This is a genomic window from Paraburkholderia sp. C35 (genome assembly GCF_003121405.1).
In the GTDB taxonomy this organism is placed as follows: Bacteria; Pseudomonadota; Gammaproteobacteria; order Burkholderiales; family Burkholderiaceae; genus Paraburkholderia.
In genome coordinates, this window is record NZ_QBUY01000069.1 from 1 (window position 1) to 15,347 (window position 15,347).

The following is a 15,347-nucleotide window of genomic DNA, read 5'->3' on the forward strand; positions in this document are numbered from 1 at the left end:
GCAAGTACGAGGGCTGGCGGTGTTCAGCGGCTTTCTTTTGCCTACTTTTCTTTGCCGCGGCAAAGAAAAGTAGGTGCCGCCCCGCACAGGGGCAACGCATGAAGAACCACTAACAAAACGCGGACGCCACCAAATACACAAGCAAACCCAACCAGCGTCGCAGACAAAAACCAACCTCAGATCTCGATCTTAGTCCCCAACTCCACCACACGATTCGCGGGAATACTAAAGAAATCCGTCGGCTTGGCCGCGTTCTGATGCATCCACGCGAACACGCGCTCGCGCCACACCGACATGCCAGGCAACTGGGTCGGCACAACAGTCTCGCGCGCAAGGAAGAACGACGTGTCCATCAACTCGAACGACATGTCATGCGACACGCTGATCTGCTCGAGCACGGCCTTCACATCGGGCGTTTCGTTAAAGCCATATGCGGCCTTGACGAGGAACAACCCGCCACTGACATCCTTGACGATCAGCCGATCCTTGTCGTCGACATAAGGAATATCCCGCGTCATGAAGGTCAGGAAGATCGTGCGCTCGTGCAGCACCTTGTTGTGCTTCAGATTGTGCAGCAGGCTCACGGGCACCAGCGTCGCGCTACCCGTCAGATAGATCGCCGTCCCCGACACGCGATGCGGCGGATGCGCCAGCAACCCCTGCACGAACGGCATCAACGGAATACCGTCAGCCGCTGTGCGCTCCTTGACGATCATGCGTCCCTTGAACCACGTCATCAGCAGGAAGAAAAGCAGCGCGCCGATGCCGAGCGGCAGCCAGCCACCCTCCGCCACTTTCAGCAGGTTCGCACCGAAGAAACCCAGGTCGACCACCAGCAACGAACCGATGATCAGCGCCACCACGCCCTTGTTCCAGTTCCACACCTTCACCATCACGACGCTCGCGAGGATCGTCGTAATCACCATCGTCGCCGTCACGGCAATACCGTAAGCAGCCGCCAGATTGTCCGAACTCTTGAATGCAAGGACGATACACAGAATGATGAACAGCAGCATCCAGTTGACGACTGGCACGTAGATCTGGCCAATCGCCAGTTCCGACGTGTGCAGGATCTTCATGCGCGGCACGTAGCCAAGCTGGATCGCCTGGCTGGTCAGCGAATAGGCGCCCGAAATCACCGCTTGCGACGCAATCACCGTCGCCACCGTCGACAGCACGACCAGCGGCAGCAACGCCCAGTCAGGCGCGAGCAGGAAGAACGGGTTTTCGATCGCCTTCGGATCGTGCATCAGCAGCGCGCCCTGGCCGAAATAGTTCAGCACCAGCGACGGCATCACCAGCGCATACCATGCGCAGCGGATCGGCGCGGCACCGAAGTGGCCCATGTCGGCATATAGCGCTTCAGCGCCCGTCAACACCAGCACGACGGAACCGAGCACCACGTACGCCTGCAGCACGTGCGCCGACATGAACGAAAACGCGTAGTAAGGATTGAGCGCCTTGATCACTTCCGGCGACTGCACGATATGCGACAGGCCGAGCACCGCGAGCGTCAGGAACCACAGCACCATGATGGGGCCAAACAGGCGCCCGACCATCGCCGTGCCGTGCCGCTGGATCCAGAACAACAGAACGAGGATCACCATTGTGAGCGGCAGCACCAGATGCGACAGCTTGGGCGCGGCGATCTCCAGACCTTCGACGGCCGACATCACCGAGATGGCTGGCGTGATCACGGCATCACCGTAGAACATGCAGGCACCGAAGATGCCCAGCGCCACCAGCAGGCCCGCCGCCCGGCTCTTCGAGTCGAGCGAGCGCAGCGCCAGCGCCATCAGGGCGAGCACGCCGCCCTCGCCATTATTGTCGGCGCGCATCACGAACATCACGTACTTGATGCTCACGACCACGATGATCGCCCAGAACAGCAGCGAGATAACGCCAAGGAGGGAACTTTCGGTAAGGGGAATGCCGTGGGAGGGGCTGAAGGCTTCTTTCAGCGAATAGAGCGGGCTGGTGCCGATATCCCCGAACACCACGCCGATCGCAGCAACTGCAAGCGATGGCAACGGCTGCTTGGGGACGTGAGAGTTGTCTGTCATAAACGCGAAAAGAATCCGTTCCTGAGCGGCAAAAACGAACGCTATTCTAAAGAATATAGGCGACAAAGCCCACCATCCGGCCCGTTGTGCAGACGCCACGCGGCCTGTCCCCGTTGGATCAGTGTAGCATCGCGCCCTTTGACCGGCGCGTGTTTGCGCGTGTCAAGGGCCTCAACATCAAATTCATGCCGTTTGGCAGCGACTGCTGACAAACTTGAACGGAAATAAAAAATGGAGCCTCGAAAGGCTCCATTTTTGTCAGATCCGCAGCAAAACCGCCGGCGAGACACTGCGCAGCGGCCGCCCGATGCTAGCTGGCGTCCGTCGAACGCTCCTGGCCACGCTTGATCCACGCGCTCAGGTTGTGCGGACGCACCGTGTCCCACTCCTCGAACGGTTGATGGATCCACGGGTTGGTCGCGAGATACTGGACGTGATAGTCCGGCTTCACCTTCGAGCACGCCTTCCACCACAGCACGGCGGAACGCACCGACGTAATGGCGGGATAACGCTCCTTCAGATGCTGCTGCACGCGCGCCAGCGTGACGCCGGAATCGACGAGATCGTCGACCAGCAGCACGTTGCCCGACAGTTCACCGCGCGTCATCGTGATGTATTGCGCAATGTCGAGTTCGCCCTGCTCCGTGCCCGCGGCTTCGCGATACGAACTGGTCGCGAGAATGGCGAGCGGCAGATCATAGATACGCGACAGCTGATCGCCGACACGCAGACCACCACGCGCCAGACACAGGATCTTGTCGAACTTCCAGCCCGATTCATGCACGGTGAGCGCCAGCATTTCGATCAGCCGGTGATATTCATCCCAGCCGACCCACAGGTTGCGCTCGTCGTTGCGCGGGTCTTTCATTTCAATCATCGGTACACCCTGAATCATGCATTAAACCTTGAACGGGTGACGCAGAAGAATGGTTTCGTCGCGGTCCGGGCCCGTCGACACCATGTCGATCGGCACGCCAGCGACTTCCTGCACGCGCGTCAGGTAAGCCTGAGCGTTGGCGGGCAGCTTGCTCCATTCCTTGATACCGACCGTGCTTTCCTGCCAGCCGCCGAACGTTTCGTACACCGGCTCGCAACGCGACACTTCGTAAGCGCCGCGCGGCAGGATGTCGGCATCCTTGCCGTCGATCGTGTAGCCGACGCACAGCTTCACTTCGTCGAGGCCGTCGAGCACGTCGAGCTTCGTGATGCACAGGCCCGACACGCCATTGATCTGGATCGAGCGGCGCAGCGCGGCGGCGTCGAGCCAGCCGGTGCGGCGCGGACGGCCCGTGACCGAACCGAATTCCTTGCCGACCTTCGCGAGCGTCAGACCGACTTCTTCCTGGCGATTGGCGTTGTCGGCATCGTACAGTTCGCTCGGGAACGGGCCCGAACCGACGCGCGTGCAATATGCCTTGGTGATGCCGAGGATGTAGTTCAGCTTCTGCGGGCCGACGCCCGCGCCCGCGCTCGCCGCACCCGCAACGCAGTTGCTGGACGTGACGAACGGATACGTGCCGTGATCGACGTCGAGCAGCGTGCCTTGCGCGCCTTCGAACAGCAGGTTGCTGCCTTCGTGGTTCGCGTCGTACAGACGGCGCGAGACGTCCGTCACCATCGGCTTCAGACGCTCGGCGTAACCCAGCATCAGATCGAGCGTCTGCTGGAAGTCGACAGCCGGCGCGCCGAGGTATTGCGTGAGCACGAAGTTGTGGAAATCGAGGTTGGCGCGCAGGCGTGCAGCGAACGCTTCCGGCTCGAACAGATCCTGCACGCGCAGACCGCGGCGTGCGACCTTGTCTTCGTAAGCCGGGCCGATGCCGCGACCCGTCGTGCCGATCTTGCCGGCGCCGCTGCGTGCTTCGCGGGCCTGATCGATAGCGACGTGGTACGGGAGGATCAGCGTGGTGGCTTCGGAAATGAAGAGACGCGTTTGCACGTCGACGCCGGCCGATTCCAGCTCTTCGATTTCCTTGAACAGCGCTTCAGGCGACAACACGACGCCATTGCCGATGTAGCAGGCGACGCCCGGGCGCTTGATGCCCGACGGAATCAGACGCAAGATGGTTTTCTTGCCGCCGATGATGAGCGTGTGGCCGGCGTTGTGACCGCCCTGGAAACGAACGACGCCTTGCGCGTGGTCCGTCAGCCAGTCAACGATCTTGCCCTTGCCCTCATCACCCCACTGGGTACCCACGACGACGACATTGCGCCCAGGGTTCACATTCACTGCGCTGGCAGACATGTTGTTTCTTAAGCTGGTTAAAAACGCATTTTACCTATGTTCGCGAAAGGTTCCTGATTTTTTTCGCCGGCTGATGCCGGGAATTTCCCAGAAATTTCCTTTTGCGCTCAAAGGCATGGGAGCGGCAGGCCCGTGCGGCCCGACTGTTAGCGGCCTCTGGCGGGCCGCGCAAACGATGGTTGCGGCGTCACGTTTCACATGACGCCACAGGTCCTCTTGACCTTCGCGGCGCTCAGGACTTCGATTCGACGACCCACTGGCCGTTGCGCTCGACCAGCACGCGGTCGCACGCAAATTCGTCGAGCGCGTGGTCGTGACCGGGCAGCGCCTGGATCACCACTTCACCCGCATCGCGCAAGGCGGCGACGCTGGTGCGCAACGCTTCGTCGTGCTGCCAGGGCGCGAGAATCGCGCTGCTGCGGGCCTCGATGGGCGAAATGCGCGCAATTTCCCGCAGATCCAGCGAAAAGCCCGTTGCCGCGCGGGCGCGGCCGTATGCCTGGCCGACCTTGTCGTACCGGCCGCCGCGCGCCACCGCATTCGGCACGCCGTCCACGTACGCCGAGAACATCACGCCGCTGTGGTACGCGTACCCGCGCAAATCCGCCAGAGCGATCATCACTTCCGCGCCATCAACCTGTTTCGCGAGGAACGCGAGATCGTCGAGTGCGCGCGAGATCTCGGGCGCATTCGGCAGGCGGGCACGCGCTTCTTCGAGCACCGAAGCATCGCCGTAGAGCGTCGGCAAGGCGCGCAGCGCGTCGCGCGTGACGGGCGACAGGTTGGCCGTCAGTTCCTTCCGCAGCGGCACGTCCTTGCCAGCGAGCGCGTCGAACAGCGCTTCGCCCAGCGACGCGGCAGCCGGATCGCCGTCGATCAGCGCGCCGAGCACCGCGGCGTGGCACAGATCGAGACGCACGCGGCCAAGGCCTGCGAGATGCAGTGCATCAAGCATCAGTTGCTGGATTTCAAGATCGGCTTCGAGACCTGCGTGACCATAGATTTCAGCGCCGATCTGGATCTGCTCGCGCGTTGCGTGCAGGCCGCGCGGACGCGTATGCAGCACGTTGCCCGCATAGCACAGACGCGTCACGCCCTGCCGGTTCAGCAGATGCGCATCGATACGCGCGACCTGCGGCGTGATGTCGGCGCGCAGGCCGAGCGTGCGGCCCGACAGCTGATCGACGAGCTTGAAGGTTCGCAGGTTCAGGTCGCGGCCGCCGCCCGTCAGCAGCGACTCCAGATATTCGAGCAGCGGCGGCATGACCATCTCGTAGCCATACGCGCGAAAACGGTCGAGCAGCCGGCGGCGCAGTTCTTCGATCTTGCGTGCCTCGGACGGCAGCACGTCGGCAATATTCTCGGGGAGTAACCAGGTCGACATTGGTACAGTCCTACGACGGTGAATCCGGCGTCACGGTGGACGCCGTTGGAAATGAGAGTGACGCGTGGCGCGTTGGCGCGCGAAACGCTGGCGCTCGCGCGCCGGTGCGGCAGGAAATCCGTTGCTTGTCTGCGCTTGCGGCACTACGGAGCGGCTTCTGGCGCGCTGTAACGTCCGCTGCTGCGAAGCGCGTCGTCAGGCGGTCGAAGCGAGGCGAAAACAGCGTACCGGCAGAACCGCAAGGACGCCGCCTCGTGAGCGTCGTCCGCTGCCGCATGGTGGCTCAGGTTGCGATCAGCAGCAACAACAGTCCCAGCACCATGACGATCAGCCCGCCGATCCGGATGTGATGCGGCGGGCGCTCCGCTATTTTACGAAACGTGTCGCGCCAGGCACCCGGAAACACGAACGGGAACATCCCCTCGATGATCAGCATCAGTGCGATCGCGAGCAATAACGAGCCGGCTATGTCCATGCGATGAGGCCGCCGCGATCCGTATGCCGCGGCGTTCCGGTTATCAGTGTTTGCGCGCGCCCGTCGACGCGCCAGAAGACGATTGGGCAGGCGCGGCGGCGCCATCCGGACCACGCATGAAGCGGAAGAAATCGCTGCTCGAGTCGACGACCATCACGTCGCCCGGCTTGAAGCTGTTCTTGTAGGCCTGCATGCTCTGGTAAAACTGGTAGAACTGCGGATCGCGGGCATAGGCGTCGGCTGCGATCGACGCTGCCTTGCCGTCGCCCTCGCCCTTGATCTCCTGCGCCCGCTTGTATGCGTCCGCCAGCGCGGCCTGCTGCTGCTGCGCCGCGTCTGCCTTGATCTGATCGGCTTCGGCTGCGCCGTCAGCACGCTCCTGATTCGCCACCTGTTCACGGGCGGCGATCATGCGCTTGTAGACGGAATCGGCCATCGCGGCAGGAAAATCGACCCGCGTGAGTTGCACGTCGATCACATCCACACCCAACGATGCGGCGCCCTTCTGCATGCCTTCGCGCGCCTGAGCCGTGATCGCGTCCTGCTTCGCGAGCGCGTCCGTCAGCGTGTATTTCCCGAACGCGTCACCGAGCGCACCGCGCGACAGCAGCGCCAGACGATCGGGCAGGCTTTGCACGTCCCCGTTCGTTTCCGTCACCAGCTTCACCGGATCCGACACGCGGAACTTGACCACCGGATTCACCAGCAGGTCCGTTTTGTCGGATGTGGCGTAGCGGTCTTCATCCGGTGCGTCGAGCGACTGGATGCGCGTATCCACCAAAGTCAGCGTCTGCAGCGGCGGCGGCAACTTCACGTGCAGGCCGGGACCGGCAAGCGTGGGCGCCGCGTCGCCGCGACCCGAAACAACTGCCATATGCCGCTGATCGACGACGAACACCATCGACGATGCTGCGAACAGCACGATGACGATAGCTACGACGAGCGCAACGATTTTATTCATGTTCGCGCTCCTTATTGCAGATCGTCTTCGCGGCCGCGACTGCGGAACGATTCGCGCGAACGGAAGGCATCGGTCGCGGCGGCCGCCTGGCTTGCGCCGCTGACGGGTGCTGCAGGCGTGATGATGGTGGGCGTGTTGTTGCCCTGCGGCGCGGATTGTGCGCCCTGCGTGCCCGCTGCGCCCTGCTGGTTTTGCGCTGCGGGTGCGGCTTGCGTCGCCGGGGCGGCGCTCGCTGCCGTAGCGGCATCGGCTACGCGCTGGCGGGTCTGATCGACGAGCTTGTCGAGCGGCAGATACAGCACGTTGCTGCCCGTCCTGCTATCGACGAACACCTTAGTGGTATTCGCATAGATCTGCTGCATCGTGTCGAGATACATGCGTTCGCGGACCACAGCCGGTGCTTTGGAATACTGCGCATAGACTTCCTTGAAACGCTCGGCGTCGCCTTCTGCCTGCGCAACGACGCGTTCGCTGTACGTCTTCGCATCGTCGATCATGCGCTCGCCTTCCGCCTTCGCACGCGGCAGCAAGTCACTTGCGTAGGCCTGCGCGTCGCGCTTCGCGCGCTCGCGATCCTGACGCGCCTTGGCGGCGTCGTCGAACGCAGATTGCACCTGCTCGGGCGGCTGCACGCTCTGAATCGTCACGCCGGTGACGGCAAGACCTGTGTGTGATTCGTCCAGGGAATGCTGGATGGCTTCCGTCAGTTGCGCGCGGATTGCCTCGCGATCCTGATCGAGGATGTCGCTCATGCTGCGCGTGCCGACGATTTCCCGCACGGCCGCCTGCGCAGCCTGCGTCACGCTCAGGTCAGGATTGGCGCTGCGGAACAGGTAATCAGTGGGTTTGCGAATCTGGTACTGGACGGCAAAGCGCACATCGACGATATCGGCATCGTGCGTGAGCATCGACGCGTCTTTCACGTTCGCGAGGCGCACCACGTTATTACGGCCAATCTCGACGGAATGCACCTGGCCCACGTTGACGATTTCATGCGTTTCGAACGGATACGGCATACGCCAGTGCACGCCCTGTCCGGCCGTGCCCTGCAACTGGCCGAAGCGCAGCACCACGGCCGCCTGGCCGTCCTGCACGACGAACACGCCGCTGCCCAGATAGATGGCGATCAGCACGCCGATGATGATGCCGACACCAATGCGTGCGCCGCGCCCGTTATCAGGACGCGGACCGCCGCCGCTGCCGCCCTTGCGGCCGAACAGACGCGACAGGCGCCGGTTGAAGTCGCGCCACATTTCGTCGAGATCGGGCGGACCTTCGCTGTCCTTGCCATTGGGCGGACGCTTGGAATCGTTCAGGCGCTGGCGATCGCCATTGCCTTCGCCCCGGCCCCAGCGCGGGTCGTTCAGCGACAACATGGCGCGCAGACGCAGCCAGATACTCCGCTCGTTGTAATCGTTCACCTGTGTTCGTTCACCAGAGTAGACAGCGGGTCAATGCAATTGGAACGGGTCAGCGCCCGTGTCTGGGATCTTGCGGTCGTCGCGGTGGTCTTCGCCTTCATCATCGCGATAGTCCTGATGAAGTGCCGCCGCTCTCGGGTCTCCCTCTGACAGTAGACCGTCAGACTCCGGAAGTTGTTCGGCAGTTGCGATTTCGGCGATGGCAGCGCGCAGTGTGTCCAGCCCTTGCCCCGTGCGCGCGCTCAAAAAGACGCGCGAAATATTACCATACTCGTCACGCTCGACCGCGTCGCCTCGGGCCGCCAGTTCAGGCACGGCGTCGATCTTGTTGAACACGAGCACTTGCCGGATCGTGTCCGCGCCGATCTCGCGCAGGACATCGTTGACCTGATCGATCTGATCGAGCCGCACTGCGCTCGATGCATCGACCACATGCAACAACAGGTCGGCATGAATGGTTTCTTCGAGCGTCGCGCGGAAAGCGGCGACCAGTTGGTGAGGCAATTCGCGGATAAATCCTACGGTGTCCGACATGACGATCTGCCCGACTTCTTCGCCGAGATACACGCGGCGCGAAGTCGTATCGAGCGTGGCGAACAGCTGGTCGGCCGCGTAGGCCTGCGCCTTGGTCAGCGAATTGAACAAGGTGGACTTGCCCGCGTTCGTATAGCCGACGATCGACACCGACATCGTACGGTTACGCGTGCGCGCGCGGCGCTGCGTGCCATGCTGCCGGCGCAGCTTTTCGAGCTTGCCTTTCAGCATCTTGATGCGCTCGCCGATCAGCCGGCGGTCGGTTTCGAGCTGCGTTTCACCCGGACCGCGCAAACCGATACCGCCCTTTTGGCGTTCAAGGTGAGTCCATGCGCGCACGAGGCGCGTAGCAAGATATTGCAGCTGTGCGAGCTCGACCTGCAGCTTGCCTTCGTGGCTGCGCGCGCGTTGCGCAAAGATGTCGAGAATCAGGCTGGTGCGATCGACCACGCGTCTATTAAGCGCACGCTCCAGATTACGTTGCTGTGCGGGCGCGAGTGCGTGATTGAAGATGACGATGGCGATGTCATTCGCCTCGCATGCGAGGCGCAATTCTTCGGCCTTGCCGCTGCCGACGAACATGGCGGCATCTGGACTGGCTCGGCGACCGGTGAGGGTGACGGCAGGATGGGCGCCCGCGCTTTGCGCGAGCAGGCTGAGTTCTTCGAGACTGGCTTCGAAATCGATCTTGCCGAAGTCGATGCCGACAAGCGCGGCGTTAATCAAATTGGTGGGTATCAAAATGAAGCAGCCGGTCAGAGTCGCCTGCGGACGACGCTCGACCGGCCGCGACGAAGGGTTAGGACGATTCGGAATCCGGGTGGAAATTCACCGGACGGGCAGGCACGACTGTCGAGATTGCGTGCTTGTAGACCATCTGGGTGACCGTATTCCGGAGCAACACGACGTACTGGTCGAACGATTCAATGTTCCCTTGAAGCTTGATGCCGTTGACCAGATAGATCGAGACCGGCACGTGCTCTTTACGCAGTGCGTTCAAAAACGGGTCTTGTAACAATTGCCCTTTGTTGCTCATAGCAAACTCCGTGTTTTTTTGCAGGTTGACTTTATTGTCGGCGAAGAAAAAGAAATCCGCCGTCAATCGCTACACTATAGCCGATTTTTATTGACCAGCGCTGACCCTGGCCATTCGGCCAGGACCCAATGTACATGCGGGTTTCAGCCCGGATTTCAAGCCGGGAATCAGCCTGCGTTTCGGTACTGTCTCAGCCTTTGTCCGCGTAGGGATTCGTCGACGATCGAAACTCTATTCGCAATGGAGTGCCCGTCAGCCCGAAAGTTTCCCGGAAGCGGTTTTCCAGGTAGCGTTTGTACGTGTCGGTGATCGCGTCGAGCGCGTTGCCGTGAATCACGATGATCGGCGGATTCTGTCCCCCCTGGTGCGCATAACGCAGCTTCGGACGTACCGGACCCCGGCGGCGCGGCTGCTGGAACTCGACGGCGTCGATCAGCGCGCGCGTGAGCTTCGGCGTCGGCAGCTTGGACATGGCAGCCTTGTAAGCGTCGTCGACGGAACGCATCAGCGGGCCGATGCCCGTCTTTTCTGCAGCGGAAATGAAGTGGAACTTGGCGAAGTCGAGGAATTTTAGCTTGCGCTGAAGATCCGCCTTGGTGCGCTCACGCACATGGGAATCGAGGCCGTCCCATTTGTTCACGCCCACCACGAGCGCCCGGCCCTGCTCGACCACGAAGCCCGCGATGTGCGCGTCCTGCTCCGAAATGTCCTGGCGCGCGTCGAGCAGAAGAATCACGACATTGGCGTCGGAAATCGACTGCAAGGTCTTCACGACCGAGAACTTTTCGATCGCCTCGAACACTTTCCCGCGCTTGCGCAGGCCGGCCGTGTCGATCAGCGTGTACTTTTTGCCCTGGCGCTCGAAGTCGATGTAGATCGAATCGCGCGTCGTGCCCGGCATGTCGAACGCGATCACGCGCTCTTCGCCGATCAGCGTGTTGACCAGCGTGGACTTGCCGACGTTCGGCCGCCCGACGATGGCGATCTTGACGCCGTGCTGGGCCTTCTCTTCCTCGCTTTCTTCCGGCTGGCCGGCATAGGCGACGTCGAGCGCCTCGTTGATCATTTCCGTGACGCCGTCGCCGTGCGCTGCGGAAATCGCGCGCGGGTCGCCGAGGCCGAGTTCGTAGAAATCGGCGGCCACCGACGTGTACTTCATCCCTTCGGACTTGTTGACGACGAGGAAGATCGGCCGGCCGGTCTTGCGCAGGTAGTCGGCGATTGACTTGTCCTGCGGCGCGAGACCATTGCGTCCATCGACGATGAACACGATGATGTCCGACTCTTCGACGGCCTGGCGCGTCTGGCGCGCCATTTCAAACAGAATGCCTTCTTTCGCGACCGGTTCGAAGCCGCCCGTATCGACGACGAGATACGGACGTTCGCCGGCGACGCGCCCTTCACCGTAGTGACGGTCGCGCGTCAGGCCCGGCAAATCGGCGACGAGCGCATCGCGCGAGCGCGTGAGCCGGTTGAACAGCGTGGATTTCCCCACATTGGGGCGCCCAACGAGGGCAATAACGGGTTTCATCAGATCTTGTTCACAGTGAGACGCGGGATCGAACGGTCGACCTGCCGCGCTGGCAACGCCATGCGGCCGTTGCACGGCTGCGTTTGACGAAAATTATCACGAATTTGACCCATTTCGAACGCGCGGAGCGTGCGCATGCAAATGGAAGTCAGGTTGGCTGCCTGAATGCGTGCGCCGGGTGGATCGTGAAACCGGCGGCGCCGCCTTGATTGCGCGAGTTGCGCAACGCGTCCTGGATCACCGCCCGTGCAGCCTGGCTGGCGGTTTCGCTGATGAGACGACTTGATTCTTCTATGCCTTGGCCCCGCCGCGTTCGACCGCAATCGGGGCACGCCATCAAAAAGATGCGGCCGGCAAAGCCGGCCTGCATTCACCGTGCGGTCCGCCGTTACCGGCGCACCGCACAGCCTGACTACATTTAACGCGGACGGAAAGCGTACAGGTCGCCGTCGTGCGTCTGAACTACCAGCGTGTCGCCGGCCAGTACGGGAGCCGCCGTGATCGCGCTGCCGTCCGTTTTGGCGCGGGCGACGAACGTACCGTCGTCGCGCGACAGGAAGTGCACATAGCCCTGATAGTCGCCCAGCACGGCGGCGTGGCCGAGCAGCAGCGGCACGCTGACGTCGCGGCTCTTCAGCTGGTCGTTGCGCCACAACTGGTTGCCCGTGTTGGCGTCGAACGCCGACACGATCGCCCAGTCGTCGCCCGCGACCACCGTACGGTCGTCCTGAGCCAGCCCACTGGTGCTCGAAAATGCCTTTTCCCACAGCGCACGGCCCGAGTTCGCGTCGAAGCAGCCCAACTGGCCCTGGAACGTCACCGCGCAGGTTTCAGCGCCGACCAGCGTGGGCGGACCCGTGACGTCGTTGATACGCTCGACTTCCGTCACGCCCTTCGGATACGACACGGGCGTCGACCAGTACGCATCGCCCGTTTGCACGTTGATGGCAGCGAACTGGCCGCCCGGGAAGCCGGCGAGCACCGCCTGGTCGCCCGCGAAGGTCATGCCCGCCGCCACGCGCAGGTTCAGCGGCACGGCGCGGTTACGGTAGTTCCACTTCTGTTCACCCGTTTGCGCGTTGAACGCGGTGATCTGGCCGTCCACCGTGCGCACGACCACGAGACCATTACCGACCAGCGGCGGCGACAGGATTTCGCCCGGCGCGGTGCCCTTCCACGACAGCTTGCCGTTCTGGTCGAGCACGAACACTTCGCCCTTCAGCCCACCGACAGCCGTCAGCGTGCCGTCCGTACCGACACCCGCCGACAGATCGCCGTCGACCTTGGTGCGCCAGACATCCTTGCCCGTCTTCGCGTCGATCTTCGCGACCGAGCCGTTCGCGCCCGCTGCGTACACGGCGTCGCCGACCGCCACGGGCGAGAACAGATAGCGTCCGGCCTTGCCGACGCTCGCCGTCCACGCCTGCTGTACGTCGAGCACGGGTTTGAACTCGGTGAGCGGCGTGGGCACGCGGCGCTCGTCTTTCGACGATGAGCAGGCCGACAGAGCAAGCACGGTCATCGCACAGGCAACGGGCACGGCGTAACGTTTCAGCAGATTCATCGGTGAACGAAGCATGTATGTTGTATTGGTCAAAAGGTGACGGCGGACGTTGCAGCGGCGCGCAACGTTCAGCCGCCCAGCGCGTCGAGTTTGAACTGGATCAGTTGACGTGCCGAGGCATCGTTCTTCGGCAGCGTGTCGAGCGCGAGCTTGTAGGCGGTGCGTGCATCGTCGCGCTTGCCTTGTGCGGCGAGCAGATCGCCGCGACGGTCGGCGACCACGCCCTTGAACGCATCCGACGGATCGTTCAGCAGCGCGAGACCGGCGTCATAAGCCTTTTCATCGAGCAGCAGCGACGCGAGACGCAGCTTCGCGATCTGCTTGAACTCGTCGTCCTTCGCGTGATCGACGGCCCATTGCAGTTGCGCCTTTGCGCCCGGCTCGTCGCCCGCGGCGGACAGCGCCTTCGCAGCGGCCAGCGCCGTCATCTGGGCGTAGGCCGTGCCGCTGAACTTGTCTTCCATGTCGGCTGCAACACGCGTGATGGTGGCTTTGTCCGTGCCTGCCGTGGCTTGCTGAACCTGGTCGTACAGCACGGCCGCTTCTGCTGCCTGATGCCGCTGCCAGTAATTCCAGCCGTTCCAGCCCGCAGCCGCGACCAGCGCGACCAGCACGATCCACGTAGTGGCATTCCCCCACTGCGCCCACCATGCCTTCAGGCTCTCAACCGATTCTTGTTCGTCGTGGTAACTCATCGCGACGCGTTTTCCTTTCCTGGTGCCTTAGCTGATTGGGGCCGCAACCGTTGCGGCCCGTCGAACGACGCAGCGTTTAGTCGTCGCCGTCTTCGGTGGACGCAACCATCGCATTGATTAGATATTCGGTCAAGTCTTCGAGCGGTACCGTTTGTTGCTCGCTCTTTCCATCGCTTGCCGAGGTGTTGCGCAGCGCCTTCACGCCCGCTGTGCCGTTCGCGATCTCGTCGTCGCCGAGCACCACTGCGAAGGCAGCACCGCTTGCGTCGGCGCGCTTCATCTGCGACTTGAAGCTCGCTGCCTGACCGTCAGGACTGCAATGCAGGATCACATCGAGGCCTGTGTCGCGCAGACGCTCGGCAACGATGAAAGCCTGCTCGCGTGCTGCGTCGCCCTGATGCGCGACGTAGACATCGCAGCCCTCCGCTTCGGGCACGAGGTTCTCTTCTTTCAGCAGTTCGAGAATGCGCTCGATGCCCATCGCCCAGCCGCACGCTGCCGTCGGCTTGCCGCCGAGCTGCTCGATCAGCGGATCGTAACGGCCGCCCGCTGCGACGGTGCCTTGTGCGCCGAGCTTGTCCGTCACCCATTCGAACACGGTCAGATTGTAGTAATCGAGACCACGCACGAGACGCGGATTGATCTTGAACGGAATGTTGTTCGACTTCAGGATGCGCTGCAGCCCTTCGAAGTGCGCGCGCGATTCGTCGCCGAGAAAGTCGATCAGCTTCGGCGCTTTTTCGACGACTTCCTGCATGGCGGGATTCTTCGTGTCCAGCACGCGCAGCGGGTTCGTATGCAGGCGGCGCTTCGCATCTTCGTCGAGCACGTCCACGTGCTTCTCGAGATACGCGATCAGTTCGACGCGATGTTTCGCGCGCTCTTCCGCGAGACCGAGCGAATTGATTTCGAGCTTGATGCCCGTCAGACCGAGGTCGTCCCACAGACGCTGGCACATCAGGATGATTTCCGCGTCCGTGTCCGGACCCGCGAAGCCGAGCGCTTCGACACCAACCTGATGGAACTGGCGATAACGGCCGCGCTGCGGACGCTCGTGACGGAACATCGGGCCGATGTACCACAGGCGCTTCGGGCCGTCGTAGAGCATGTTGTGCTCGATCGACGCGCGTACGACAGCCGCCGTGTTCTCCGGACGCATCGTCAGGTTTTCACCGTTGAGCGCGTCCGTGAAGCTGTACATCTCTTTCTCGACGATGTCGGTCACTTCACCGATACCGCGCGTGAAGAGCTGCGTGTGCTCGACGATCGGCGTACGGATATTCTGGTATCCGTACGAACGCAGCATCGACTTGACCGTCGTTTCGAAAAATTCCCACAAGCCTGCGTCCTGCGGAAGGATGTCGTTCATGCCCTTCACGCCGGACAGCTTCTCGAGCTTCTGCTTCTTCTGTTCAGTCATCTGTCTTTGATTGACGAT

13 protein-coding genes are annotated in these 15,347 nt (G+C 62.4%); all 13 read right to left on the reverse strand.

The annotated features are described in order from the left end of the window. Positions 1-176: 176 nt before the first annotated feature. Complete coding sequence (locus DK391_RS29880) at positions 177-2,063, reverse strand: potassium transporter Kup (protein ID WP_109481608.1); 1,887 nt, start codon at positions 2,061-2,063, stop codon at positions 177-179. A gap of 310 nt (positions 2,064-2,373) precedes the next feature. Further along, a complete protein-coding gene (locus DK391_RS29885; RefSeq protein ID WP_109481609.1) occupies positions 2,374-2,958 on the reverse strand; it encodes a phosphoribosyltransferase in 585 nt (194 codons plus the stop codon). A 3-nt stretch (positions 2,959-2,961) separates the two neighbouring features. Beyond that, on the reverse strand, positions 2,962-4,308 hold the full coding sequence (locus DK391_RS29890) for an adenylosuccinate synthase (protein ID WP_109481610.1): 1,347 nt from the start codon (positions 4,306-4,308) through the stop codon (positions 2,962-2,964). Between the two features lie 232 nt (positions 4,309-4,540). Next, entirely contained in the window at positions 4,541-5,692 is a 1,152-nt protein-coding gene (locus DK391_RS29895; RefSeq protein WP_109481611.1) for an ATP phosphoribosyltransferase regulatory subunit, read from the reverse strand. A gap of 283 nt (positions 5,693-5,975) precedes the next feature. Then, positions 5,976-6,167 (reverse strand): DUF2065 domain-containing protein, encoded by a 192-nt coding sequence (locus DK391_RS29900; protein WP_012400807.1) that lies wholly within the window; start codon positions 6,165-6,167, stop codon positions 5,976-5,978. A gap of 43 nt (positions 6,168-6,210) precedes the next feature. Next, a complete protein-coding gene (locus DK391_RS29905) occupies positions 6,211-7,128 on the reverse strand; it encodes a protease modulator HflC (RefSeq protein WP_109481612.1) in 918 nt (305 codons plus the stop codon). 11 nt (positions 7,129-7,139) lie between these two features. Continuing rightward, complete coding sequence (hflK, locus tag DK391_RS29910; RefSeq protein WP_109481613.1) at positions 7,140-8,549, reverse strand: FtsH protease activity modulator HflK; 1,410 nt, start codon at positions 8,547-8,549, stop codon at positions 7,140-7,142. A gap of 30 nt (positions 8,550-8,579) precedes the next feature. Further along, a complete protein-coding gene (hflX, locus tag DK391_RS29915) occupies positions 8,580-9,824 on the reverse strand; it encodes a GTPase HflX (protein ID WP_109481614.1) in 1,245 nt (414 codons plus the stop codon). Between the two features lie 58 nt (positions 9,825-9,882). After that, positions 9,883-10,119, reverse strand: coding sequence for an RNA chaperone Hfq (hfq, locus tag DK391_RS29920; RefSeq protein ID WP_007580427.1), 237 nt, complete (start codon positions 10,117-10,119; stop codon positions 9,883-9,885). Positions 10,120-10,309: 190 nt separating this feature from the next. Then, on the reverse strand, positions 10,310-11,650 hold the full coding sequence (gene der / locus DK391_RS29925) for a ribosome biogenesis GTPase Der (protein ID WP_109481615.1): 1,341 nt from the start codon (positions 11,648-11,650) through the stop codon (positions 10,310-10,312). A 418-nt stretch (positions 11,651-12,068) separates the two neighbouring features. Then, positions 12,069-13,214, reverse strand: coding sequence for an outer membrane protein assembly factor BamB (gene bamB, locus DK391_RS29935; RefSeq protein ID WP_109481617.1), 1,146 nt, complete (start codon positions 13,212-13,214; stop codon positions 12,069-12,071). Positions 13,215-13,282: 68 nt separating this feature from the next. Beyond that, positions 13,283-13,909: a tetratricopeptide repeat protein gene (locus DK391_RS29940; RefSeq protein ID WP_109481618.1), complete on the reverse strand. Its 627-nt coding sequence runs from the start codon at positions 13,907-13,909 to the stop codon at positions 13,283-13,285. Between the two features lie 76 nt (positions 13,910-13,985). Continuing rightward, complete coding sequence (gene hisS / locus DK391_RS29945; protein ID WP_109481619.1) at positions 13,986-15,329, reverse strand: histidine--tRNA ligase; 1,344 nt, start codon at positions 15,327-15,329, stop codon at positions 13,986-13,988. Positions 15,330-15,347: the final 18 nt, after the last annotated feature.

Coding starts and splice junctions, on each gene's coding strand:
- DK391_RS29880 (WP_109481608.1), bottom strand. CDS start 2,063: ATGACAGACAACTCTCACGTCCCCAAGCAGCCGTTGCCATCGCTTGCA.
- DK391_RS29885 (WP_109481609.1), bottom strand. CDS start 2,958: ATGATTCAGGGTGTACCGATGATTGAAATGAAAGACCCGCGCAACGAC.
- DK391_RS29890 (WP_109481610.1), bottom strand. CDS start 4,308: ATGTCTGCCAGCGCAGTGAATGTGAACCCTGGGCGCAATGTCGTCGTC.
- DK391_RS29895 (WP_109481611.1), bottom strand. CDS start 5,692: ATGTCGACCTGGTTACTCCCCGAGAATATTGCCGACGTGCTGCCGTCC.
- DK391_RS29900 (WP_012400807.1), bottom strand. CDS start 6,167: ATGGACATAGCCGGCTCGTTATTGCTCGCGATCGCACTGATGCTGATC.
- DK391_RS29905 (WP_109481612.1), bottom strand. CDS start 7,128: ATGAATAAAATCGTTGCGCTCGTCGTAGCTATCGTCATCGTGCTGTTC.
- hfq (WP_007580427.1), bottom strand. CDS start 10,119: ATGAGCAACAAAGGGCAATTGTTACAAGACCCGTTTTTGAACGCACTG.
- der (WP_109481615.1), bottom strand. CDS start 11,650: ATGAAACCCGTTATTGCCCTCGTTGGGCGCCCCAATGTGGGGAAATCC.
- bamB (WP_109481617.1), bottom strand. CDS start 13,214: ATGAATCTGCTGAAACGTTACGCCGTGCCCGTTGCCTGTGCGATGACC.
- DK391_RS29940 (WP_109481618.1), bottom strand. CDS start 13,909: ATGAGTTACCACGACGAACAAGAATCGGTTGAGAGCCTGAAGGCATGG.
- hisS (WP_109481619.1), bottom strand. CDS start 15,329: ATGACTGAACAGAAGAAGCAGAAGCTCGAGAAGCTGTCCGGCGTGAAG.